This window comes from Actinophytocola xinjiangensis (assembly GCF_001921215.1).
Lineage (GTDB): Bacteria > Actinomycetota > Actinomycetes > Mycobacteriales > Pseudonocardiaceae > Actinophytocola > Actinophytocola xinjiangensis.
The window spans coordinates 107796-130668 of sequence record NZ_MSIF01000001.1 but is presented as its reverse complement, the minus strand read 5'-3'; the positions used below and the strand labels follow the sequence as shown (position 1 = coordinate 130668).

Genomic DNA, 22873 nt, shown 5'->3' with positions numbered 1-22873 from the left:
CAGCCTACGGCCGGCCACCGACAGTGTGCGGCAGGGCATCCTGGCGAGGTGCGACCGCTGCTGCTGCTCGACGTCGACGGACCACTGAGCCCCTGGGCCGCCCGCGACGAGACCCGCCGGCCCGGGTTCGTCGAGCACCGGTTCCGGCTGCCCGGCTGGAGCCGCCGCCGCCCGCTGCGGATGTGGCTCGACCCGTCGATGGGCCCGGCGCTGCTCGGCCTCGGCCTGGACCTGGCGTGGGCGACGAGCTGGGAACACCAGGCGAACACGATCATGGGCCCGGCGATCGGGCTGCCGAGGCTGCCGGTGATCGAGTTCCCCGCCGGGCTGGAGCCGCTGCCGGGGCGGCCGTTCACCTGGAAGTACGGGCCCGTCGCGCGGTACGCCGCCGGACGGGCGCTGGCCTGGTTCGACGACGACTTCGGGATCCATCCGGCGGCGCGGGAGGCGTTCCTGGCGCGGCGGCGGGCGGCCGGGGTGGCGACGGAGTTGGTCGCGGTGGATCCGGCGGTCGGGATCACCGGGGAGCAGGTGGCGGCGGTGGGCCGGTGGGCGCGTTCGCTGCGGTGAGCGGAAACAGCCGGGCCCACCCGGTCCGGAGGCGGAGCGGGTGGGCCCGGGTGGATCACACGGCGTGGAGGTTTCCGTCCGATCCGACGACGCAGGCGGCCGAGCCCCGACCGGAGTTCACGAACTCCGTCACGCACCGGCCGAGCTGCGTGTGTCCACGGGCGTTGGGGTGGAAGGACTCCTGCGCCATGTGGATGCCGATCGCGTCCAGGCCACCGGTCACCCACGCCCACGGGTCGACCTTCACCCGGTTCTGCCACTCGGTCGACGAGTCGCCGTAGCCGCTGCACGCCTCGTGGCCCTCCGAGCCCCGGGAGAAGTCGAGGAACTTCGCGCCGGTCCTGGTGGCCACGCCACGCAGGGCCTCGGACAGCTGCGGGACGGCCACGGTGCGGCCCCAGCGCGCGTCGGCGATCTTGAACGGGCAGCCCTGCGGTCCGTGCAGGATGTCGTCCATGTTCTCGGTCATCGGCGAGGCGTAGGAGGTGAGGACCAGGTTGTAGCTGCCGGCGGCGTAGCCGGCCTGGGACATCGCGGACTTCACGTCGTTCACCGCGACCTCGACCTTGGGCGCCATCGCCGCGACCCGTTGCGGCCACTGGGACTGCAGGCTGGCGCGGCAGCCGGAGCTGAACGGGTTGAACCACTCGGCGATGCAGTCGAGCACCGTGTCGGCGAAGGCGGGGTCGTCGTTGGCGCCGACCTGGACGATCACCGTCGTGACGCGGTACTGCTGGGCGACGTCGATCAGCCGGCGGGCCTGGGAGCCCTCGGTGTAGTGCGAGGTGTCGGCCAGCGACACGTTGGCCGCGTCCGCGCCGGAGCAGGCGAGGTTGATCGTCTCGTCGGCGACGGTCGTGCGGTGGACGAGCGCGTTGTTCGAGCGGTGGCACCAGTTGCCGTTCTCGCCCTTGGTGCCGTTCTCGTAGTCGCCGGCGCCCTCACCGGAGATGGCGCTGTCGCCGAGGGAGACGATCGCCGTCGGCCGGTCGTCGACCGCCTCCTGGGCGGCCGCGGTGGGTGTTGTGGCCAGCAGGCCGACGGTCAGCAGGGCGGCTGCCCCGGCTCCGACGATTCGTACCCCTCGCATGAGCAGCTCCCCGGGGCCACGGCGGTTACCGCCTGGTTACGTATGGTGAAAACACCTTAACCAGGCGGTAACCTGCCGGGCTATAACCCGAATGGCCCTCATCTTTTGTGCGTTCAGCCCACGTCAGAGGGCGGATCCGGGACGCTCCTCACGCGACGGTGACCTTGTCCCCCTCGACGGTCACGGTCAGTTCGGCCAGCGGGCTCGTGGCCGGCCCCTTGACCGCCGCGCCGTCGGAGAGCTGGAACTGGCTGCCGTGGCTGGGACACTCGGCGACGCCGTCCTTCGGCGCGCTGACGATCGTGCCCTTGTGGGTGCAGCTGGCGTTGAACGCCTTGACCTCGTCGCCGGTGCGCACCAGCAGCGCCTTGCCCTGCGGGGCGTCGACGATCAGCCCGCGGCCATCGGGGATGTCGGCCAGCGAGATCGCGCCGGGCGACCCGGAGGCACCCCCGGAGCCGCCGCCGGAACCGGAGTCGGAACCGGAGCCGCCGCCGGAATCGCCGCCGGAGCCGGAATCACTGCCGCAGGCGACGACCAGCGCGCCGGGGGCGACCACGGCGACGGCCAGGCCACAGAGCATGTCGCGGCGACTACGGATGTGCGTGGTGGGTTCAACTGCGGTCAAACCGGGCCTCCTGGTAGCTATCGGACCATCAGTACAGTCAGTACAGGAGGCCTAACGCATCCGCGCCGCGCGCGGTTCAATCTTGAACGAATTTCTTCACAGGGCCAGATGGGTGCGCAACGCGCCGTCCAGTCGGCCCATCACCTCCGCCGGCACCGCCCCGATCCGCCGCCGCACCCGATCGGTGGCGACCGTGCGCACCTGCTCGGCCTGGGCCTTCGAGTCGGCCGGCAGGCCGCAGTCGGCGGCGGGCAGCAGCACCTGGAACGGGTACACCCGGCCGACGTTCGAGGTGATCGGCACGACCGTGACAACTCCCCGGCCGGCGCGGCTCGCGGCCCGGTTGGCCGCGTCGTTGGACACGATCACCGCCGGGCGGGTCTTGTTGGCCTCCGAACCGCGGACGGGTTCGAGGTCGACCCAGTAGACCTCGCCGCGTTTCACAACCCGTCGCCGCTCGCGCGCTCCCACGCCTCGGTCTCGGCCTGCTCCCACTCGTCGAAGGCGTTGACGTACTCGTCCTCCAACTCGGCCGTGCGCAGCAGGGCGATGGCGCGCTGGATCGCCGAGGAACGTGACGGCTCCCCGGTGCGCTCGACGTACTCGTCGACGAAGGCCACGTCCTCGGCGGGCAGGCTCACACTCAGCTTCACACCCACGATGCTACCCGGGGTAGTACCCGAGTAGCCACCTGGTCCATCATGGTGCGCATGAGCGACGAGGACGAACTGCGGAACCGGGCGTTCGACCAGTGGCAGGCCCTGCTCAGGAACTGGCGACGACGGGCACTGCGCAACCGGCGGGTGTCGAGGTTACTGGTCTTCGGCAGCGTGCTGCTCTCGGTCGTCACCACCGCCATGTCCGGCATCCCGGCCGTACCCCGCTGGTGGATCGTCATCTCCAGCGCCGGCGCGGCGCTGACCCTCGCACTGATGAACGCCACCCGCTCACACGAGCAGTGGACGCTGTCCCGCGAGGTGCAGAACCGGCTGCACGTCGAGAAGTTCCTCTACGAACAGGGCGCCGGCGCCTACGAGGCCAGCACCGGCGACGAACGGACCAGGCTGTTCTCCGTGCGGATCACCGAGGTCGGCCTCGCCGGGCACGACTCGTGGGCCGGGCAGGTCGCCGAGGCGACCTCGACCGTGCGGTCCGGGCAGCGAGCCTGACCCTCAGGCCGACCCGGCCCGCTCGCCGGCCTCACGCCGGAACCGGCGCAGCGTGCGCATCGCGGTCACCGCGCGCTCACCGTCGATCGCCTGCACGGCGACCAGCGGAACGTACTCGTCGTCGGCCAGCTCCAACCGCGCCCACGGCGCGCCGTCCGGGAAGCTCACGCCCCGCACGTCGGTCCACGGGAAGTGCCGGGTGCCCACCATGTTGCGCACCTCGACACCGCCCTCACCGGCCCGCACCCTCGGCCGGGCGAACCAGAGCGCGCCGGCCGCCAGGAACAGCCCGATGCCGATCATGGCGAGCTGGTCGGAGAGCCGGAAGTACGCCCCGGTGTGTTCCCGCAGCATCAGCACACCGGCGACGGTGAACGCCGCCAGCAGGACGACCGCCACGATCGCGGCGATCATCGTCGCCTTGCGTGGCCTGGCCACCACAGTCACTCGAATCCCCGATCGGTCCACGGCTGACGCAGCCCCCTCACGACCATCGCCGTGTCCAGTGCCGCCACGCACGCCTCGAAACCCTTGTCCTCGGTCGACCCCGGCAGACCACAGCGCTCCAGCGCCTGGTCCTCCGTGTTGACCGTCAGCACCCCGTTGCCCACCGGCGTCGCCTCGTCCAGCGACACCCGGGTGAGCCCGGCGGTCACCGCGTCGCAAACGTACTCGAAGTGCGGGGTGCCACCCCGGATCACCACGCCGAGCGCCACGACGGCATCGTGGTTGCGCGCCAGCGCCTGGCACACCACCGGCAACTCCACCGCGCCGGACACCCGCACCACCGTCGGCTCCTCGACCCTGGCCTGCTTGGCCGCCACCAGCGCCCGCTCCAGCAGCGTGTCGGTGATCCGCGCGTGCCACCGCGTCGCCACGACCGCCAACCGGATCCCCTCACACTCCGGTACCACGACCTCGGGCCGGCCCTCACCGCTCACTGTGTCCTCGTTCGCTCCGCTCCGCCGCTACCACGCCGTCTTCCCTCGTCCGCTGCTCGGCGCTGGCGCGCCTGCGCTGCTCCTCAGTCCAGACGGCGCACGCGGCTCCGCTCCCGCTCACAGCCGGCCCCCCTCCAACAGGTCCATGTCCAGGTCACCCAGCTCGTGGCCCATCCGGTCGCGCTTGGTCTGCAAGTAGCGCAGGTTCTCCGAATTCGGCCGCACCGGCAGCGGGACACGGCCGGCGATCCGCAGGCCGTAGCCGTCCAGGCCGACACGCTTGGCCGGGTTGTTGGTCAGCAGGCGCATCGACTTCACACCCAGGTTGACCAGGATCTGCGCGCCCTGCCCGTAGTCGCGGGCGTCGGCCGGCACACCCAGCGCCAGGTTCGCGTCCACGGTGTCCGCGCCGTCGTCCTGCAGCTGGTAGGCCTGCAGCTTGTGCATCAGCCCGATCCCCCGGCCCTCGTGCCCGCGCATGTACAGCACGATCCCCCGGCCCTCGGCCGCCACCGCCGCGAGGGCGGCGTCGAGCTGCGGGCCGCAGTCACAGCGCAGCGAGGAGAACACGTCACCGGTCAGGCACTCGGAGTGCACGCGCACCAACACGTCCTCGCCGTCGCCGACCTCGCCGAAAACCAGGGCGATGTGCTCGATGCCGTCGAGCTTGGAGTCGTAGCCGACGGCCCGGAACGTGCCGTGCGCGGTCGGGATCCTGGCCTCGGCGACCCGGACGACCTGCACCTCCTTGCGCCGCCGGTAGTCGATCAGGTCGGCGATGGAGATGATCGCCAGGTCGTGCTCGGCGGCGAACACCTCCAGCTCGTCGCGCCGCGCCATGTCGCCCTCGTCCTTCTGCGACACGATCTCGCACAGCACGCCCGCCGGGCGCAGACCGGCCAGCACGGCGAGGTCGATCGCCGCCTCGGTGTGGCCGGGGCGGCGCAGCACGCCGCCCTCCTTGGCGCGTAACGGAACCACGTGACCGGGACGGGTGAAGGAGTCGGCGGTGGCCTGCTCGTTGGCCAGCAGCCGGATCGTGTGGGCGCGGTCGGCGGCCGAGATGCCGGTCGTCACGCCCTCCTTGGCGTCGACCGTGACCGTGTAGGCCGTACCGCGCACGTCCTGGTTGGTGTGGAACATCGGCGGGAGGTCCAGCCGGGTGCAGTCGGCCTCGGTCAGCGGGACACAGATGTAGCCGGAGGTGTAGCGCACCATGAACGCCAACAGCTCCGGTGTCGCCTTCTCGGCGGCGAAGATGAGGTCGCCCTCGTTCTCCCGGTCCTCGTCGTCGACGACGATGACCGGCCGACCGGCCTTGATGTCCGCGACCGCGCGCTCGATCCCGCTGATGTCACTCATCGTGTCTCCCGCTCGGAGTTACGCCCATTCTGCTCCGCCGCCGACCAGGCGGCGGGCAAGTGTGGCGCGGCCAACCTCTCGATGTACTTGGCGACCACGTCCACCTCGAGATTCACCAGGTCACCTGGCTGGCGGACACCGAGCGTCGTGGCCTGCAACGTCTCCGGGATGAGGCTGACGGAGAAGTCGTCGTCGGTCACGTCTACCACGGTGAGGGATACCCCGTCGACGGTGATCGACCCCTTCTCCACCAGGTACCTGGCCAGATAGCTGGGCAGGCCGATGCGGACCAGGTCCCAGTGGGCCGAGGGCTGGCGGGTGAGGACCACACCGGTGCCGTCGACGTGCCCCTGCACGATGTGCCCGCCGAACCGTTTGCCGACCTCGGCGGCGCGTTCCAGGTTGACCTGTTCACCGGGGCCGATCTTGCCGAGGCTGGAGCGGTCCAGCGTCTCGCGCATCACGTCGGCGGTGAACGTGCCGCCGTCGACGGCGACCACGGTCAGGCACACGCCGTTCACGGCGATCGAGTCGCCGTGCCGGACGTCGGCGGTGACCAGCGGCCCCTCCACGGACAGCCGGGCGGCGTCCGGCAGGCTCTCGACCGCGACGACCGTGCCGCGCTCCTCCACGATCCCGGTGAACATCTAGCTTCCCTCCGCCATAGTCCGCAGCCGCCCGACCGCCTCGGCCGGGTCGTCCGCCCCGTAGACCGCCGAACCGGCGACGAAGCAGTCCACGCCGGCCGCCGCCGCCTCGGCGATGGTGTCGGCGTTGATGCCGCCGTCGATCTCGATCAGCACCTGCAGCTCGCCCCGGTCGACCAACCGCCGGACCGCCCGCACCTTGTCCAACACCTCTGGCATGAACTCCTGGCCGCCGAACCCCGGTTCGACCGACATCACCAGCAACGTGTCGTAGTGGATCAGTAATTCCGTCCAGGGCTCCAGCGGGGTACCCGGCCGGACCGACAGACCAGCCCGCGCGCCGGCCGCCCGAATGTTCTTGGCCACCTTGACCGGGTCGCCGACCGCCTCCGCGTGCACGGTCACGTTGTGCGCGCCGGCCTCGGCGTAGTCGACGGCCCAGCGGTCGGGGTCCTCGATCATCAGGTGGCAGTCCACCGGGATGTCGGTACTGCGCAGCAACGCCTGGACGACCGGCAGGCCGATGGTGAGGTTGGGCACGAAGTGCCCGTCCATCACGTCGACGTGCAGCCAGTCCGCTCCGCGCACCGCTTGGGCCTCCTCGGCGAGCCTGGCGAAGTCGGCGGCGAGGATGCTGGGGGCGATCATCGGTTTTCCTGGCACGTTCCAGAGCATATTGGCTCCCGACTCGGCAGGTGTTTCACAACGTGCCGAGTTCGCGGTCATCGATACCTGTCGAAGGCCGAGACGAGGTCGTCCCTGGTCGCGCCGGAGGCGAGCAGCAGCGCCAGCAGCACCCTGGCCTTGGCCGGATCGAGGAACCCGGACTGGATCAGCCCCCGGTCCAGCAGGTCGCGCTCGGAGCCCGGATAGCCGTAGGTCTGGCGCAGCACCGAGCCGGCCCCGGTCCGCGACGAGAGGACCACCGGGATCGCCGAGGCGAACTCGGCCACCAGCTCCACCATCCCGGCCGGTACGTGACCGGCGCCCAGACCGGCGATGACCAGGCCGTCGAACGCGTCACCGGCACGCCGCAGCAGCTCACCGTCGTCGCCGAGGGCCACGGTGAGCAGGCCGACGCGCAGCTCGGCGATGGCCGGGGAGGCGGCGACGGTGAACCCGGTCCTGGCGGCGCCACGGATACGCGGATCGCCCTCGACCACCAGGCCCAGCGGCCCGAAGGCCGGCGAGACGAACGCGGCGGTGCTGAACGTGTGGCTCTTGCGGACGAACCGGGCGCCGTGGATCTCGTCGGACATGACGACCAGCGCGCCGAGCCCGCGCGCGGCCGGCGCGGTGGCGACCCGCACGGCGGCGTAGAGGTTGGCCGGCCCGTCGGCCCCGGCAGCCTCGGGGTGGCGCATCGCACCGGTGACCACGACCGGCGCGTCGGTGCCGACGGTGAGGTCGAGGAAGAACGCGGTCTCCTCGATGGTGTCGGTGCCGTGGGTGATCACCACGCCGACCGCGCCGGCCGCCAGCTCCGCGCGGACCAGGTCCGACAGCGCCACCAGGTCGTCGAACCCCAGCGACGGGCTGGGCAGCGAACGCAGCGTGGTCGTGCGGATCTCGACCGCCAGGTCCGCGAGACCCGGGACGGCGGCGACCAGGTCGTCGGCGCCCAGCGAGGGCACGATGCCGCCGGAGGCGCTGGGCGCCATGGCGATCGTGCCGCCCATCGCGATCACCGCGACGTGGCCGCTCACTTGCGGAGCAGGGCGCAGAACATGGCGTCGGTGCCGTGGCGGTGCGGCCACAGCTGCACGTACGGGCCCTTGCCGAGGGTGGGCATCTCGGGGAAGGACTCGCGCGCGTCGAGCGCGCTGACCCCGGTCCGCCGCACCGCGTCGGCCACCACGCCGACGGTCTCCGACAGGTGCGGCGTGCAGACCACGTAGCCGACCACACCGCCGGGGCGGACCAGGTCGATCGCGGTCAGCAGCAGCTCACGCTGGAGCTTGGTCAGCTCACCGACGTCGGAGGGCTGGCGCCGCCAGCGCGACTCCGGACGGCGCCGCAGCGAGCCGAGGCCGGTGCACGGCGCGTCGACCAGCACCCGGTCGAACGAGCCGGACGCCATGCCCAGCGCCGCCGGCTGACGGCCGTCACCGGTGTGCACGGTGACCGGCAGGCCCGCGGTGGAGCGCTCGACGAGCCGGGCGCGGTGCGGCGCCTTCTCGACGGCGTCCAGGTGGCCGCCGGAGATCCCGAGCAGCGCCGCGAGCAGCGCGGACTTGCCGCCCGGGCCGGCGCACAGGTCCAGCCAGCGGGTGTCGGTGCCGGTGACCTCTGGACGGGTCATGGCGATCGCGCACAGCTGGCTGCCCTCGTCCTGGACCGAGGCCAGGCGCTCGCGCACCGGGTCCAGCCCGGCCGGGTCGCCGGCGCCGGCGGCCAGCCGGACGCCGTAGGGCGAGTAGGGCGCGACCTCGCCGCCGGTCATCGCCGCCAGTTCCTCGGCGGTGACCTCGCCGGGGCGGGCCACCAGGTGCACGGCCGGTCGCTCGTTGTCGGCCTCCAGTGCCGAACGCAGCTCGTCGCCGGTGACGCCGAGGGAGTCGGCGAACGCGCGGGCGACCCAGCGCGGGTGTGCGCTGCGCATGGCGACGTTGCCGATCGGGTCGGTGCCGGGGTCGGGCGCGAGGCGGTCCATCCAGGCGTTCTCGTCCAGCTCGGACACCCTGCGCAGCACGGCGTTGACGAACCCGGTCTGGCGCGAGCCCTGTTCGCCGCGCACCAGGTCCACGGTCGAGGCGACGGCCGCGTGCGCCGGGATCCTGGTCCGCAGCAGCTGGTAGGTGCCCAGGCGCAGAACGTCGAGCAGGCCGGGTTCGACCTTGTTCAGCGGGCGGTCCAGGCAGGCGTCGAGGATCTCGTCGAGCAGGCCGATGCTGCGGCACGCGCCGTAGGCCAGCTCGGTGGCCAGCGCCGCGTCCCGGCCGGTGATCCGGCGTTCCCGCAGCAGTTGGGGCAGCAGCAGGTTGGCGTAGGCGTCGCGGACCCGGACCTCGCGCAGCGTGTCCAGCGCCGCCTGCCGCGCCGGGTCCTCCACCGGCGGTCTGCTGGGGCCGCCGCGCCGCTTGGGCGGATGCGGGCTCCTCGGTCGGGAGAACCGCTCCTGTCGCCGTCCTTGCTGTGTCACGTCAGCCGCTCTCCTGGCTCGACCCGGGCGCCGCGCGCCCAGTCGGTCGCCGCCATCCGCTTCTTGCCGGGTGCCTGCACCTCACCGAGCCTGACCGGTGTGGTCGCGGTACCGGCCAGTACTTGTCTGCGTTCCACCCGCAGTTCGCCCGGGTCCAGGGGCTCGCCGGTGGGGGTGTCGGTCCGGCGGACCGGCCCGAGCTTGATCCGTTCGCCGCGGAACTCCGACCACGCCCCCGGTTCGGGGGTGACCGAGCGGACCAGGCGGTCGAGGGCCACGGCCGGCAGGGTGAAGTCGGCGCGGGCGTCGTCGGTGCTCACCTTGGGGGCGTAACTCACGCCGTCGGCCGGCTGGTCGACGGCCCGGATCGTGCCGTCGTCCAGACCGTCCACGGTGGACAGCAGCAGGCCGGCGCCGGCGTCGGCGAGCCGGGCCAGCAGCGCGCCGGAGGTGTCGTCGGCGCGGACGGTCTCGGTGAGCACCCCGAACACCGGCCCGGCGTCGAGCTCCTTGACGATGCGGAACGTGCTCGCGCCGGTGATCTCGTCGCCGTGGCGGACCGCGGCCTGGACGGGAGCGGCGCCGCGCCAGGCGGGCAGGATCGAGAAGTGCAGGTTGACCCAGCCGTGCGGGGGGATGTCCAGTGCCCGCTGGGGCAGCAGCCCGCCGTAGGCCACCACCGGGCAGCAGTCCGGGGCGATCTGGCGCAGGCGGTCGAGGAAGTCGGGGTCGCCCGCCCGGGGCGGGGTGAGGACCTCGATGCCGTGCTCGTCGGCCAGCGCGCCGACCGGTGAGCGGACCAGGTGCCTGCCGCGGCCGGCGGGGGCGTCGGGCCTGGTGACCACGGCGGCGACCTCGTGGCGACCGCCGTCGATCAACGCGCGCAGTGACGGCACCGCGACGTCGGGTGTGCCAGCGAATACCAACCGCATCGTCAGACGGCACCGCCGAACAGGGAGTGCGGGCTCTGCTTGATCGTCGGGACCGCGCCGTCGAACCAGTCGGCCTGGCGGATCTGCTTCATCGCCGCCTTGCGGGTCTCGGCGTCGAGCCGGTCGAGGAACAGCACGCCGTCGAGGTGGTCGGTCTCGTGCTGCAAACAGCGGGCCAGCAGGTCCGAGCCCTCGATCTGCACCGGCTCGCCATGCATGTTCCAGCCCCTGGCGACGACGCTCCTGGCCCGGACGCAGTCCCAGTACAGGCCGGGGATGGACAGGCAGCCCTCCTCGCCGAGCTGGGTCTGGTCGTCGGTGGCGACCCAGGTGGGGTTCACCAGGTGCCCCTCGACCCCTTCGCAGTGGTAGGTGAACACCCGCAGGCCGACGCCGAGCTGCGGCGCGGCCAAGCCGGCGCCGCCCTGGGACTCCATGGTGTCCCAGAGATCCTGGACCAGGTTGCGCAGCTCCCGGTCGAAGTCGACGACCTCGGCGGCGGCGGTGCGCAGCACCGGGTCGCCGAAGAGCCGGATGGGCTGGACGGTCACGGTTCTCCCAGGGACGAAATCGGGTCGGGCCTGCTCAGTCTATTCAGTGCCGGTTCGCCGCAACGCTGAGTGCGCCTTCGGCGACCTGAACGCCGGCCGGCTAGATCAGTTCGAGGGGGTCGAGCCGCACCCGGATCGGGTCCGGTTCCTTGCGGGCGGTCCGCACGTGCTGGGCCGCGGCCAGCACCGCGGCCAGCGCGCGGCCCTCGGCCCGGGTGGTGCGCACCAGCGCGCGTTCCCGGTCGTCGGGGCCGATCGGCACGGGCCCGAGGATCTCGCCCGAGGGTGGCAGCGTCAGCTCCTCCAGGAACGTGGCCAGCGCCGTGGCCTGGCCGTCCACCGCCGCCATGCGCACCGCCGGGGGGAAGCCGAGTTCTGTGCGCGCGGCCAGTTCCTGGCTGGCGTGCCAGGCGGGGTCCCAGCGCACGAGGGCCTGCACGGGGGCCAGCGCCGACTCGGCGAGCACGACCACCCGGCCGCCGTCGCGGTGTGAGCGGACCAGGGCTGCGGCCTGCATCCAGCGGCGCAGCGCCTCCTCGGACGCGCGCAGGTCGGCCCGGCCGAGCAGCGCCCAGCCGTCGAGCAGCAGCGCGGCCCCGTAGCCGCCGGCGGCGACCGGCTCGGCACCGGGCGTGGCGACCACGAGCGCCGGGCGGGCCGCGACGTCGGACACGACCTCCTTGGCCCCCGAGCCGATCACCGGCACGTCGGCGAACGCGCGGCCGAGTTCCTCGGCGGTCCGCTTGGCGCCGACGACGATCGCCCGCAGCCGACGTGACCCGCAGTTGCCGCAGCGGAACGCCGTGTCCGGGACGCCGCACCACCGGCAGGTCGGCGTGCCGGCCCCTCCCCCGGCCGGCAGCCCGAGCGGGCCGGCGCACCGCCGGCACCGGGCTGGGCCGCGGCACTGCTGGCAGGCCAGCGCCGGGACGTACCCGCCGCGCGGGACCTGGACCAGCACCGGGCGCCCGTCCTTGAGCGCGGCCCGCGCGGCCTCGAAGGCCACCGACGGGACGCGGGCCGCGCGGGCCGCCGGGTCCCGCGCGAGCTGCAGGTCGGTCTCGCCCAGCGCCACGATCCTCGGTGCCGCCGCCCGCAGTTCGTCGCGGGAGGCCACGATCTCCGGCGCCCAGCCGGACTCGACCAGCAGCTGGGCCTCGGCCGTGCGCGCGATCCCGGCCACCACCAGGGACGCGCCGACCGCGTGCGCCCGCTGGATCAGCACGTCGCGCACGTGCGGGTACGGCGCGTGCGGGTCGGCGTGCAGGTCGTCGCCGTCGTCCCAGACCACGAACACGCCGGGGCGGTGGACCGGGGCGAACACGCTGGCCCGGGTGCCGACCACGATCCGCGCGCCGCCGCGCAGCACCGACAGCCACCGGCGGTACCGCTTGGCCGGCCCGGCGTCGGCCGACAGCGCCACGACCGCGTCCTCGCCCGCCAGCGCGACACAGGCGGCGTGCAGCCGGGCGACGTCGCGGTAGTCGGGCACCACCAGCACCGCGCCCCGGTCGCTGGCCGCGGCGGTGGCCGCCAGCTCGGCCAGGCGGGCCGGCCAGTCCTCGCCGGGCAGCGCCTGCCAGACCGCGTGGGCCGGGCGGCCGGCGCGCACCGCGTCCAGGAAGGCGGGGCCGCGCGGGTAGCGCCGCCAGCCCGGTGCGTCCGGCATGGCGGGGCGCGGGGCGGGTTCGGGCGGGGGTTCGGCCTCGACCTTGGCGTGCCGGGGCGGGATCGCCAGGCGCAGCACGTCGATCAGGGAGCCGGCGTAGCGGTCGGCCACCGTGCGCGCCAGGGTCGCGATCTCGGGCGCCAGCACGGGTTCCTGCGAGACGACCTTGCTCAGGAAGCCGAGCCGACCACCGAAGTCCGACTCGGCGGTGCGGCACAGCAGGAAGCCGTCGACCTGCTTGCCGGCGAAGCGCACCCGTACCCGGCAACCGGGCACGGCGGACTCGTGCAGGGTGTCCGGCACGAGGTAGTCGAAGGGCCGGTCGAGATGGGCGAGCGGTACGTCGACGGCCACCTTCGCGACCGGGAGCTCACTGGCCGCGACGAGCTCCCCCTTGCGCGCGACGGTCAACGACTATCCGCTGTAGTAGGCGGTGTACATCGACGCCAACCGCGCCCGCTGATCCACAGTGGACTCTTCACGGATCGTCCGGTTGAGACCGGGCGGGAAGCCGTGCTTCACCAGCCGCCGCTCACACGCGTCCTCCATGAAGGAGAACGAGAAGTACAGCGAGGTGAAGTAGCCCAGTGCCATCACCCACCACAGCATGTCCATCGGTCCCGGTAGGAAAAGGACCAACAGCCAGGTGCTCAGCATCACCTGCACGCGCGCCAGGTGCCGCAGCACCCAGGTCTGGCAGGTGAGGTCGTAGAGCACCCACTCGCGGTACGCGGCCGGCAGTGTTCCGCCGACCGCGTACCACAGCCACTTGCTCGGGGTGGGTCGTCGCACCAGCCCAGTCTAGGCGCCGGCCAACGACCTCAGGGCGTCCGCCCGGTCGGTGCGCTCCCACGGCAGGTCCAGCTCGGGGCGACCGAAGTGCCCGTACGCCGCGGTCTGCTTGTAGATCGGGCGCAGCAGGTCCAGGTCGCGGATGATCGCGGCCGGGCGCAGGTCGAAGACCTGGCTGATCGCCTGCTGGATCTTGGTCGGGTCCACCGTCTCGGTGCCGAAGGTCTCGACGAACAGACCGACCGGGGCGGCCTTGCCGATCGCGTAGGCGACCTGGACCTCGACGCGCGTCGCGAGGCCGGCGGCGATGGCGTTCTTGGCCACCCAGCGCATGGCGTACGCGGCGGAGCGGTCCACCTTCGACGGGTCCTTGCCGGAGAAGGCGCCGCCACCGTGGCGGGACATGCCGCCGTAGGTGTCGACAATGATCTTGCGGCCGGTCAGGCCGGCGTCACCCATCGGGCCACCGATGACGAACCGGCCGGTCGGGTTGACCAGCAGGCGCACGTTCTCGGTGTCCAGCTCCAGCTCCGCCAGCTCCGGCTTGACGACCTGCTCCAGCACGTCGACCGTGAGCAGCTTCTCCAGGTCGACGCCCTCGGCGTGCTGCGAGGACACGACGACGGTGTCCAGCCGAACGGCCTGGTCACCGGCGTACTCGATGGTGACCTGGGTCTTGCCGTCGGGACGCAGGTAGGGCAGCTGGCCGTTCTTGCGCACGTCGGTCAGCCGCTTGGACAGGCGGTGGGCCAGCGCGATCGGCAGCGGCATCAGCTCCGGGGTGTCGGTGCACGCGTAGCCGAACATCAGGCCCTGGTCGCCGGCGCCCTGCTTGGCGATCTCGTCTTCCTCGTTGTCGACCCGCTGCTCGTAGGCGGTGTCGACACCCTGGGCGATGTCGGGCGACTGCGAACCGATGGCGATGTTCACGCCACAGGAGTTGCCGTCGAAACCCTTGGCCGAGGAGTCGTAGCCGATCTTGAGAATCGTGTCGCGCACCAGCGCGGGAATGTCGGCGTAGGCCTCGGTGGTCACCTCACCGGCGACGTGGACCTGACCGGTGGTGACCATGGTCTCCACCGCGACCCGCGACCGGGGGTCCTTCTCCAGCAACGCGTCCAGGATCGAGTCGCTGATCGCGTCACAGATCTTGTCCGGATGTCCCTCGGTCACCGACTCGCTGGTGAACAGCCTGCTCGCGGACTCAGTCACGTCATACCTACCCAGTCATTTTTCGCGGATTCGTTGCACAAAGCGTACTGATGGAACTTGAGAACGAGTCAGGCCTCTATGAGCGCCACGATCGCGTCCCATATATCGGACGCCATGTGTGACTTGCTACTCAGGGCTACGGCACGTTCGGATCCGTCGGCAGATAGTAGCCAGCCGGAGTTGTCCTCGGTCTCGAAGGCCTTGCCCTCGCCGACCGCGTTGACCACCAGCAGATCGGCGCCCTTGCGTTTGAGTTTGGCCCGCGCGTGCTCGAGCACGTCGCCGGCGCTGTCGCCGGTCTCGGCGGCGAAACCCACGATGACCTGGCCGTTCACCCGCGACTGGACCAGCTCGGCCAGGATGTCGGGGTTGCGGGTGAGCGCGATCGGGTCCGGATCACGGTCGGTCTTCTTGATCTTGTAGGTCGCCCGGTCGGTCGGCCGGAAGTCGGCCACCGCGGCGGCCATCACCACGATGTCCGCGTCGGCCGCGGTGCGGTGCATGACCTCACGCAGTTCTTCGGCCGTGCCGACCCGGACCAGCGAGGCTCCAGCGACATCCGGGAGAGACACCGTCGCGGCCGCCACCAGGGTCACCTCGGCGCCGCGCTGGACGGCGGTCCGGGCCAGCGCGTAGCCCTGTTTGCCCGACGAGCGGTTGCCGAGGTAGCGGACCGGGTCCAGCGGCTCGCGGGTGCCGCCGGCCGACACGACCACCCGGCGACCCTCCAGGTCACGCGGCAGCGCGTCCTGGCGGTCGAGCAGCAGACGGGCGAGGTCGACGATCTCGGCCGGGTCGGGCAGCCGGCCCTTGCCGGAGTCCTTGCCGGTCAGCCGGCCACTGGCCGGCTCGGCCACGACCACGCCGCGTGAGCGCAGCCTGGCGACGTTGTCCCGGGTGGCCGGGTGCTCCCACATCTCGGTGTGCATCGCCGGCACCATCAGTACCGGGCACCGCGCGGTCAGCAGGGTGTTGGTGAGCAGGTCGTCGGCCAGCCCGTTCGCGGCCTTGGCCAGCAGGTTCGCGGTGGCCGGGACGACCAGGACGAGGTCGGCCTCCTGACCGAGGCGCACGTGCGGCACCTCGGGGACGTCGGCGAAGACCTCGGTGTGCACCGGGTTGCCGGACAGCGCCTCGAAGGTCGCCGCGCCGACGAAGCGCAGCGCGGCCTCCGTCGGGACCACCCGGACGTCGTGTCCGGACTCGGTCAGCCGGCGGAGGACCTCGCACGCCTTGTAGGCCGCGACCCCGCCCCCCACGCCGAGAACGACGCGAGGCCGGGACGCGGCCTCGGTCACTCGCCCTCGGTGTGTTCGAGCAGGCCGGCGTGGATCTCGCGGAGCGCGATGGACAGCGGCTTCTCCCGCGGACCCGGCTCCACCAGCGGACCGACGTACTCCAGCAGGCCCTCGCCGAGCTGGGCGTAGTAGTCGTTGATCTGGCGGGCACGCTTGGCCGCGTAGATCACCAGCGCGTACTTCGAGCTGACCTTGTCGAGCAGGTCGTCGATCGGGGGGTTGGTGATGCCTTCGAGCTGCGGGCTCGTCGGGTCACCCAGTGCGCCCAACTCGGTGGGGGTGATCACTCGTGGTTCTCCAGCTGGTCAGACGATTTGTCAAGTACCAAGGTTAGCAACTCCCTGGCGGCACTCTTCACGTCGGTGTTCACGACGACCGCGTCGAACTCGTCCTGGGCGGCGAGTTCCTCCTTCGCGGTACGCAGCCGGCGCTCGACGATCTCCGGCGACTCGGTGCCCCGGCCGACCAGTCGTTCGACCAGCGCGTCCCAGCTCGGGGGGCAGAGGAAGACCAGGAACGCCTCGGGCATGCTGCGCCGCAGCTCCCGCGCGCCCTGCAGGTCGACCTCGACCAGCGCCGGCCGGCCGTCGGCCAGCCTGTTCTCGATGGGCGCCCTCGGTGTGCCGGACCGGTGGGTGCCGCGGTGGATCTCCGCCCACTCGAGCAGCTCGTCCTTGGCGATCATGCTGTCGAAATCGGCGGGGCTGACGAACCGGTAGTCCACGCCGTCGCGTTCACCGGGCCGCTGTTCGCGGGTGGTGACCGAGACGCTGAACCACAGGTCGGGGTCCATCTCGAGCAGCTCGCGCACCACGCTGCTCTTGCCAACGCCGGAGGGGCCGGCCAGTACTACCAGCCGACCCCTCCGGACGTTGCGGTGCGAGTTACTCACTCGCCACTGAACTCGGCGAGCAGCGCCTTGCGCTGACGCTCACCAAGACCGCGCAGGCGGCGGCTCGGGGCGATTTCCAGGCGCTCGATGATCTGCTGGGCACGCACCTTGCCGACGCCCGGCAGGGCCTCGAGCAGCGCGGTGACCTTCATCTTGCCCAGGACCTCGTCCTTGTCAGCTTGGGTGAGCACGTCCTTGAGGGTGGTGCCACCTCGCTTCAGGCGCTCCTTGAGCTCAGCTCGGGCGCGACGGGCGGCAGCCGCCTTCTCCAGCGCTGCGGCCCGCTGCTCCTCGGTCAGCTGGGGAAGGGCCACGATTTCCTCCGGGGGGTGGGGTTGTCTTGTGGATCGGTGCCGCGACGTTACCGAGGTCGGAGCGGTCACGACAACGCGGGTCCACCTTAGTGCGCAACGTAGCGTTTTTGAAGGCGAGATCTACTCTCCGTAGTTCTCAGTGCCCGGACCAGGGGCAACACGGAGCGGCCAACTTGATCATTTGGGCGTTTTCCGCTACGGGGCGTGCTGAAAACGGGCTTCGGAACCTATAACAGAAAATGGCGAAATTCAGATTGGACAATGCGGCAGGAGACCCATTTTCGGGGCCACACGGCACTTGAGTTCAGTCCGCATGAAGACTCAAGCCGACCAACGCACGCAAACGACCGCCCGGCGATTCGGCACGCCTGAAGAACTACCTGCTCGGACGCACAAACTGGTCCGAATGGCCTAGTGCGGGTGGGCGAGCGCCACCGCGTCCCGCGCCCGCAACGCGGCGCCGCGCAACGTGGCGACGTCCGGACCGTGCCGCAGGACCTCCCGCGAGGACGAGGGCAGCACGAAACGCAGGTTCTCGCCGAACACCGCGCGCAGGTCGGCCAGCGTGCCGCCCTGGGCACCGAGACCGGGCGCCAGGATCGCGCCGTTGTGCGCCGACAGATCCAGGCCGGTCCGGCCGACCGTGGCGCCGATCACCAGGCCGACCGGCCCGAGCGGGCTGCGCCCGGCGTTGCGCGCGGCCGCCTCGTCGACGATCGTCTGGGCCACCGTGCGCTCCCCCGACACCGCCCGCTGGACCGCCGCGCCCTCCGGGTTCGACGTCATGGCCAGCACGAACAGCCCCCGGCCGGTCTGCTGCGCCAACTCGATCACCGGGTCGAGCGAGCCGAAACCCAGATACGGCGAGACCGTCACGGCGTCGGCCGCCAGCGGCGAGCCCTCGGCGAGGTAGGCCTGGGCGTAGGCGGCCATCGTCGAGCCGATGTCGCCACGCTTGACGTCCAGCAGCACCAGCGCGCCGGCCTGCCGCGCCGCCGCGATCAGCCGCTCCAGCACCGCGACCCCCGCCGAGCCGTACGCCTCGAAGAACGCCGACTGCGGCTTGAGCACCGCGATCTCCCCCGCCATGGCCTCCACACAGGTCATCGCGAAGCGCTCCAGGCCGGCCGCCGTCGCCGGCAGCCCCCAGTCCGCCAGCAGCGCCGGGTGCGGGTCGACGCCGACGCACAGCGGGCCGCGCAGCGAGACCGCCGTGGTGAGCCGCGCGCCGAACGGTGCCCTCATCGGGTGCTCCTCAGGGTGGCCTGCAGGGACTGCAACGACTCGACGCCGACGTCCTGGCGGATCAGCGCCTCGATGCCGTGCACGGCGGCCGCGGCGCCCTGGATGGTCGTCACGCACGGGATGTCGCGGGAGACCGCCGCCGTGCGGATCTCGTAGCCGTCCACGCGCGGACCGGGGTTGCCGTACGGGGTGTTGATCACCATGTCGACCCCGCCGTCGCGGATGATCTCCACGATGTTCGGCTCGCCGGCACGCGGGGTCTCGAAGTGCTTGCGCACCTCGGTGCACGGGATTCCGTTGCGGCGCAACACTTCCGCCGTGCCGGCGGTGGCCAGTACCTCGAACCCGAGATCGGCCAGGCGCTTGACAGGGAACACCATCGCACGCTTGTCCCGGTTGGCCACCGACACGAACACCCTGCCCGAGGTCGGCAGCGAACCGTAGGACGCCGTCTGCGACTTGGCGTAGGCCTTGCCGAACGACGCGTCGATGCCCATCACCTCGCCGGTGGACTTCATCTCCGGGCCCAGCAGCGAGTCGACACCGTGGCCCTCCGGGGTGCGGAACCGGTGGAAGGGCAGCACGGCCTCCTTGACCGCCACCGGTGAGGTCGCCGGCAGCTCACCGCCGTCGCCCCTGGCCGGCAGCAGGCCCTCCTCGCGCAGCTCGGCGATCGTGGCGCCGAGCATGATCCGCGCGGCGGCCTTGGCCAGCGGCACGGCCGTCGCCTTCGACACGAACGGCACGGTGCGTGACGCGCGCGGGTTGGCCTCCAGCACGTAGAGCACGTCGTCCTTGAGCGCGTACTGCACGTTCAGCAGCCCGCGCACCCCGATGCCCTCGGCGATCGCGGCCGTCGAGCGGCGGATGACCGCGAGGTCGGTGCGGCCCAGGGTGATCGGCGGCAGCGCGCACGAGGAGTCCCCGGAGTGGATACCGGCCTCCTCGATGTGCTCCATCACGCCACCCAGGAACACGTCCGTGCCGTCGCACAGGGCGTCCACGTCGATCTCGATCGCGTCGTCGAGGAACCGGTCGACCAACACCGGGTGCTCGGGGGTGACCTCGGTGGCGCGGGCGATGTAGCCGGCCAGCGACGTCTCGTCGTAGACGATCTCCATGCCGCGCCCACCGAGCACGTAGGACGGTCGCACGAGGACCGGGTAGCCGATCTCGTCGGCGATCCGCTTGGCCGCGGCGAACGAGGTCGCCAGCCCGAACGCCGGCGCCGGCAGCCCGGCGGTGGTGAGCACCTCGCCGAACGCCCCCCGGTCCTCGGCCAGGTGGATCGCGTCGGCCGGCGTGCCGACCACCGGCACCCCCGCCTCGGTGAGCCGGCGGGCCAGGCCCAGCGGCGTCTGCCCGCCCAGCTGCACGATCACGCCGGCGACCGTGCCCGACTGCCGCTCGGCGTGCACGACCTCCAGCACGTCCTCGAACGTCAGCGGCTCGAAGTACAGACGGTCGGAGGTGTCGTAGTCGGTGGAGACCGTCTCCGGGTTGCAGTTGACCATGACGGTCTCGTAGCCCGCGGCGCGCAACGCCATCGCCGCGTGCACACAGGAGTAGTCGAACTCGATGCCCTGGCCGATGCGGTTGGGGCCCGAGCCCAGGATCAGCACCTTGGGCCGCTCGCGCTGCTCGGCGACCTCCGTCTCGGCCGACGGGTCCAGCTCGTAGGCCGAGTAGTGGTAGGGCGTCGTCGCGGCGAACTCGGCGGCGCAGGTGTCGACGGTCTTGAACACCGGCCGGATGCCCAGCCGGTGGCGCAGCGCCCGCACCCCGTCCTCGCCCGCCAGCTCCGGACGCAGCGCCGCGACCTGACGGTCGGAGAAGCCGGCGCGCTTGGCCCGGCGCAGCAGCGGCTCGTCGAGCACCGGCGCGCCGCCGACCTCGGCCCGCAGCTCGACCAGCGAGACGATCTGGTCGAGGAACCACGGGTCGATCCCGGACGCGTCGTGCACCTCGGCGACGCTCACGCCCATCCGCAGCGCCCGCTCGACGGTGTAGAGCCGGCCGTCGTGCGGCACCCGCAGCGCCTCGACGACGCCTTCCACGGTGAGCGGGTCGGGGTCGGGGGTGGTCCAGAACCCGGCGGCCTTCGTCTCCATCGACCGCAACGCCTTGCCCAGCGCCTCGACGAAGTTGCGGCCGAGCGACATGGCCTCGCCGACGGACTTCATCGTGGTGGTCAGCGTCGGGTCGGCGCCGGGGAACTTCTCGAAGGCGAACCTCGGCACCTTCACCACGACGTAGTCCAGCGTCGGCTCGAAGGACGCCGGGGTCTCGCCGGTGATGTCGTTGCGGATCTCGTCGAGGGTGTAGCCGATGGCGAGCTTGGCGGCGATCTTGGCGATCGGGAAGCCGGTGGCCTTGGACGCCAGCGCGCTGCTGCGCGAGACCCTCGGGTTCATCTCGATCACGACCAGCCGGCCGGTCTGCGGATGCACAGCGAACTGGATGTTGCAGCCGCCGGTGTCCACACCCACCTCACGCAGCACGGCGATACCGACGTCGCGCATGTGCTGGTACTCGCGGTCGGTCAGCGTCATGGCCGGCGCGACGGTCACCGAGTCGCCGGTGTGCACACCCATCGGGTCGATGTTCTCGATCGAGCAGATGACCACGACGTTGTCGTTGCGGTCGCGCATCAGCTCGAGCTCGTACTCCTTCCAGCCGAGCACGCTCTCCTCGATCAGCACCTCGTGCACCGGGCTCTCCGCCAGCCCCGTGGAGGCCAGCCGCTCCAGGTCCTCTGGCGTGTACGCCAGTCCCGAACCGAGCCCGCCCATGGTGAACGACGGCCGGATCACCACCGGCAGGCCCAGGTCGGCGACGGTCTTGCGCACCTCGTCCATCGTGTGGCACACCGCGCTGCGCGGGGTTTCCGCACCGACGGCGGCACAGATGTCCTTGAACCGCTGGCGGTCCTCACCACGCTGGATCGCCTCGATGTCCGCACCGATCAGCTCCACGCCGTACTTGTCCAGCACGCCGTGCTCGTGCAGCGCGACCGCGGTGTTCAGCGCGGTCTGCCCGCCGAGGGTGGCCAGCAGCGCGTCCGGCCGCTCGGTGGCGATCACCTTCTCGACGAAGTCGACGGTGATCGGCTCGATGTAGGTGGCGTCGGCGAACTCCGGGTCGGTCATGATCGTCGCCGGATTCGAGTTGACCAGGCTGACCCGCAGGCCCTCCTCGCGCAGCACCCGACAGGCCTGGGTACCGGAATAGTCGAACTCGCACGCCTGGCCGATCACGATCGGGCCTGATCCGATCACCAGGACGTGGTTGAGGTCGTCACGACGTGGCACGGGCTTCCTCCATGAGGGTGACGAACTCGTCGAACAGAGGGGCGGCGTCGTGAGGGCCGGCCGCCGCCTCCGGGTGGTACTGCACCGAGAACGCCGGCACGTCCAGCGCGCGCACGCCCTCCACACAGCCGTCGTTGGGGCAGTAGTGGCTGATCTTCGCCGCGCCGAACGGGGTGTCGAACCGCTCCCCCGGCTCACCGGCCAGCGCGAACCCGTGGTTCTGCGCGGTGATCGCGACCCGCCCGGTGTCCACGTCGATCACCGGGATGTTGACGCCCCGGTGGCCGTAGCGGAGCTTGTAGGTGTCCTTGCCCAGGGCTCGGCCGAGGATCTGGTGGCCGAAGCAGATGCCGAACAGCGGAATCCGCCGCTCCAGCACGTCGCGGGTCAGCTGGACCGGGCCGTCGGCGGTGGCCGGGTCACCGGGGCCGTTGGCCAGGAACACACCGTCCGGTTCGAGCGCGAGAACCTCGTCGATGGTGGCCGTCACCGGCAGGACGTGGGTCTCGATGCCGCGCGCGGCCATCATCCTCGGCGTGTTCGTCTTGATCCCGAGATCCAGCGCGACCACCGTGAACCGGCGCTCGCCCTGGGCCGGGACGACGTAGCCGGCCGGCGTGGTGACCTGCCCGGCGAGGTCGGCGCCGGTCATCGGCGCGGTGGCCAGCACCTGGTCGACCATGGCCTGGTCGCCGGTCAGCGCGCCGCCGGAGAACACGCCGCCGCGCATCGCCCCGCGCTCGCGGATGTGCCGCGTCAGCGAGCGGGTGTCCACCCCGGCGATGCCGACGATCCCCTGCTCGACCAGCGCGTCGTCCAGCGACCGCCGGGAGCGCCAGTTGGACGGCACCCTGGCCGGGTCACGCACGACATAGCCGGCCACCCAGATCCGGCGGGACTCGTCGTCCTCGTCGTTCCAGCCGGTGTTGCCGATCTGCGGGGCGGTGGCCACCACGATCTGGCGGTGGTAGGACGGGTCGGTCAGGGTCTCCTGGTAGCCGGTCATGCCGGTGCAGAACACGACCTCGCCGAGTGTGCTGCCGGTGGCGCCGAACGCCTCACCTCGGAACACCCGACCGTCCTCGAGAACCAGGGCAGCTGGCGTCAT

The 22873-nt window shown here is 71.7% G+C and carries 25 protein-coding genes; 2 read left to right on the top strand and 23 right to left on the bottom strand.

The features are described from left to right. Window positions 1-48 precede the first annotated feature (48 nt). Window positions 49-570 (top strand): hypothetical protein, encoded by a 522-nt coding sequence (locus tag BLA60_RS00655; protein WP_075130697.1) that lies wholly within the window; start codon window positions 49-51, stop codon window positions 568-570. Window positions 571-625: 55 nt separating this feature from the next. Here the strand turns inward: BLA60_RS00655 and BLA60_RS00650 are convergent, their stop codons facing one another. The 4 genes from BLA60_RS00650 to BLA60_RS00635 all read right to left on the bottom strand — a co-directional run bounded on the left by BLA60_RS00650 (window position 626) and on the right by BLA60_RS00635 (window position 2941). After that, window positions 626-1660 carry a GDSL-type esterase/lipase family protein gene (locus BLA60_RS00650; RefSeq protein ID WP_084734507.1) on the bottom strand — a complete coding sequence of 345 codons (1035 nt, stop codon included), beginning with the start codon at window positions 1658-1660 and terminating at the stop codon, window positions 626-628. A gap of 148 nt (window positions 1661-1808) precedes the next feature. Continuing rightward, on the bottom strand, window positions 1809-2288 hold the full coding sequence (locus BLA60_RS00645) for a Rieske (2Fe-2S) protein (RefSeq protein ID WP_245811773.1): 480 nt from the start codon (window positions 2286-2288) through the stop codon (window positions 1809-1811). Between the two features lie 96 nt (window positions 2289-2384). Next, window positions 2385-2732 carry a type II toxin-antitoxin system PemK/MazF family toxin gene (locus tag BLA60_RS00640; protein ID WP_075130695.1) on the bottom strand — a complete coding sequence of 116 codons (348 nt, stop codon included), beginning with the start codon at window positions 2730-2732 and terminating at the stop codon, window positions 2385-2387. Further along, a complete protein-coding gene (locus tag BLA60_RS00635; protein WP_075130694.1) occupies window positions 2729-2941 on the bottom strand; it encodes a ribbon-helix-helix domain-containing protein in 213 nt (70 codons plus the stop codon). Before BLA60_RS00635 ends, BLA60_RS00640 begins: the two co-directional genes overlap by 4 nt. Before the next feature lie 57 nt (window positions 2942-2998). Between BLA60_RS00635 and BLA60_RS00630 the strand changes: the two genes are divergently transcribed. Beyond that, on the top strand, window positions 2999-3457 hold the full coding sequence (locus BLA60_RS00630) for a DUF4231 domain-containing protein (protein WP_075130693.1): 459 nt from the start codon (window positions 2999-3001) through the stop codon (window positions 3455-3457). A 3-nt stretch (window positions 3458-3460) separates the two neighbouring features. Here BLA60_RS00630 and BLA60_RS00625 read toward each other — a convergent pair whose 3' ends face one another. From BLA60_RS00625 to carA, 19 genes are all read right to left on the bottom strand, one after another. Beyond that, a complete protein-coding gene (locus BLA60_RS00625) occupies window positions 3461-3871 on the bottom strand; it encodes a PH domain-containing protein (protein WP_075131410.1) in 411 nt (136 codons plus the stop codon). A gap of 29 nt (window positions 3872-3900) precedes the next feature. After that, complete coding sequence (gene ribH / locus BLA60_RS00620; RefSeq protein ID WP_075130692.1) at window positions 3901-4398, bottom strand: 6,7-dimethyl-8-ribityllumazine synthase; 498 nt, start codon at window positions 4396-4398, stop codon at window positions 3901-3903. Window positions 4399-4515: 117 nt separating this feature from the next. Beyond that, window positions 4516-5760 carry a bifunctional 3,4-dihydroxy-2-butanone-4-phosphate synthase/GTP cyclohydrolase II gene (locus BLA60_RS00615; protein ID WP_075130691.1) on the bottom strand — a complete coding sequence of 415 codons (1245 nt, stop codon included), beginning with the start codon at window positions 5758-5760 and terminating at the stop codon, window positions 4516-4518. Further along, window positions 5757-6407 carry a riboflavin synthase gene (locus BLA60_RS00610; protein WP_075130690.1) on the bottom strand — a complete coding sequence of 217 codons (651 nt, stop codon included), beginning with the start codon at window positions 6405-6407 and terminating at the stop codon, window positions 5757-5759. Before BLA60_RS00610 ends, BLA60_RS00615 begins: the two co-directional genes overlap by 4 nt. Continuing rightward, window positions 6408-7055 carry a ribulose-phosphate 3-epimerase gene (rpe, locus tag BLA60_RS00605; protein WP_084734505.1) on the bottom strand — a complete coding sequence of 216 codons (648 nt, stop codon included), beginning with the start codon at window positions 7053-7055 and terminating at the stop codon, window positions 6408-6410. A 74-nt stretch (window positions 7056-7129) separates the two neighbouring features. Beyond that, window positions 7130-8113, bottom strand: coding sequence for an asparaginase (locus BLA60_RS00600; RefSeq protein WP_245811772.1), 984 nt, complete (start codon window positions 8111-8113; stop codon window positions 7130-7132). After that, the gene (locus BLA60_RS00595) at window positions 8110-9549 is read right to left on the bottom strand and encodes an RsmB/NOP family class I SAM-dependent RNA methyltransferase (RefSeq protein ID WP_075130688.1); all 1440 of its coding nucleotides are present in this window, start codon (window positions 9547-9549) and stop codon (window positions 8110-8112) included. The genes BLA60_RS00600 and BLA60_RS00595 overlap by 4 nt, the downstream gene beginning before the upstream one ends. Continuing rightward, window positions 9546-10481: a methionyl-tRNA formyltransferase gene (gene fmt / locus BLA60_RS00590; protein ID WP_075130687.1), complete on the bottom strand. Its 936-nt coding sequence runs from the start codon at window positions 10479-10481 to the stop codon at window positions 9546-9548. The genes BLA60_RS00595 and fmt overlap by 4 nt, the downstream gene beginning before the upstream one ends. A gap of 2 nt (window positions 10482-10483) precedes the next feature. Further along, entirely contained in the window at window positions 10484-11032 is a 549-nt protein-coding gene (gene def, locus BLA60_RS00585) for a peptide deformylase (protein WP_075130686.1), read from the bottom strand. A 100-nt stretch (window positions 11033-11132) separates the two neighbouring features. Continuing rightward, a complete protein-coding gene (locus tag BLA60_RS00580; protein WP_075130685.1) occupies window positions 11133-13112 on the bottom strand; it encodes a primosomal protein N' in 1980 nt (659 codons plus the stop codon). Window positions 13113-13115: 3 nt separating this feature from the next. Continuing rightward, window positions 13116-13493, bottom strand: coding sequence for a DUF5313 family protein (locus BLA60_RS00575; RefSeq protein ID WP_245811771.1), 378 nt, complete (start codon window positions 13491-13493; stop codon window positions 13116-13118). 9 nt (window positions 13494-13502) lie between these two features. Beyond that, complete coding sequence (gene metK / locus BLA60_RS00570) at window positions 13503-14705, bottom strand: methionine adenosyltransferase (protein WP_075130683.1); 1203 nt, start codon at window positions 14703-14705, stop codon at window positions 13503-13505. Between the two features lie 68 nt (window positions 14706-14773). Continuing rightward, window positions 14774-16003 carry a bifunctional phosphopantothenoylcysteine decarboxylase/phosphopantothenate--cysteine ligase CoaBC gene (gene coaBC, locus BLA60_RS00565; protein WP_075130682.1) on the bottom strand — a complete coding sequence of 410 codons (1230 nt, stop codon included), beginning with the start codon at window positions 16001-16003 and terminating at the stop codon, window positions 14774-14776. Further along, the gene (gene rpoZ, locus BLA60_RS00560) at window positions 16000-16290 is read right to left on the bottom strand and encodes a DNA-directed RNA polymerase subunit omega (RefSeq protein WP_075123567.1); all 291 of its coding nucleotides are present in this window, start codon (window positions 16288-16290) and stop codon (window positions 16000-16002) included. The genes coaBC and rpoZ overlap by 4 nt, the downstream gene beginning before the upstream one ends. Further along, window positions 16287-16895 (bottom strand): guanylate kinase, encoded by a 609-nt coding sequence (gene gmk, locus BLA60_RS00555; RefSeq protein ID WP_075130681.1) that lies wholly within the window; start codon window positions 16893-16895, stop codon window positions 16287-16289. Before gmk ends, rpoZ begins: the two co-directional genes overlap by 4 nt. Next, a complete protein-coding gene (mihF, locus tag BLA60_RS00550; RefSeq protein ID WP_075130680.1) occupies window positions 16892-17209 on the bottom strand; it encodes an integration host factor, actinobacterial type in 318 nt (105 codons plus the stop codon). The genes gmk and mihF overlap by 4 nt, the downstream gene beginning before the upstream one ends. 411 nt (window positions 17210-17620) lie before the next feature. Then, window positions 17621-18454, bottom strand: a complete 834-nt coding sequence (gene pyrF / locus BLA60_RS00545; protein WP_075130679.1) for an orotidine-5'-phosphate decarboxylase — start codon at window positions 18452-18454, stop codon at window positions 17621-17623. Further along, window positions 18451-21765, bottom strand: a complete 3315-nt coding sequence (gene carB, locus BLA60_RS00540) for a carbamoyl-phosphate synthase large subunit (protein ID WP_075130678.1) — start codon at window positions 21763-21765, stop codon at window positions 18451-18453. Before carB ends, pyrF begins: the two co-directional genes overlap by 4 nt. Further along, window positions 21752-22873, bottom strand: coding sequence for a glutamine-hydrolyzing carbamoyl-phosphate synthase small subunit (gene carA, locus BLA60_RS00535; RefSeq protein WP_075130677.1), 1122 nt, complete (start codon window positions 22871-22873; stop codon window positions 21752-21754). Before carA ends, carB begins: the two co-directional genes overlap by 14 nt.

Excerpts from the sequence above, each read along its gene's own strand:
- rpe (WP_084734505.1), bottom strand. The coding sequence starts at position 7,055 with ATGATCGCCCCCAGCATCCTCGCCGCCGACTTCGCCAGGCTCGCCGAG.
- BLA60_RS00610 (WP_075130690.1), bottom strand. The coding sequence starts at position 6,407 with ATGTTCACCGGGATCGTGGAGGAGCGCGGCACGGTCGTCGCGGTCGAG.
- BLA60_RS00630 (WP_075130693.1), top strand. The coding sequence starts at position 2,999 with ATGAGCGACGAGGACGAACTGCGGAACCGGGCGTTCGACCAGTGGCAG.
- pyrF (WP_075130679.1), bottom strand. The coding sequence starts at position 18,454 with ATGAGGGCACCGTTCGGCGCGCGGCTCACCACGGCGGTCTCGCTGCGC.
- BLA60_RS00625 (WP_075131410.1), bottom strand. The coding sequence starts at position 3,871 with ATGATCGCCGCGATCGTGGCGGTCGTCCTGCTGGCGGCGTTCACCGTC.
- carA (WP_075130677.1), bottom strand. The coding sequence starts at position 22,873 with ATGACGCCAGCTGCCCTGGTTCTCGAGGACGGTCGGGTGTTCCGAGGT.
- BLA60_RS00650 (WP_084734507.1), bottom strand. The coding sequence starts at position 1,660 with ATGCGAGGGGTACGAATCGTCGGAGCCGGGGCAGCCGCCCTGCTGACC.
- BLA60_RS00615 (WP_075130691.1), bottom strand. The coding sequence starts at position 5,760 with ATGAGTGACATCAGCGGGATCGAGCGCGCGGTCGCGGACATCAAGGCC.
- fmt (WP_075130687.1), bottom strand. The coding sequence starts at position 10,481 with ATGCGGTTGGTATTCGCTGGCACACCCGACGTCGCGGTGCCGTCACTG.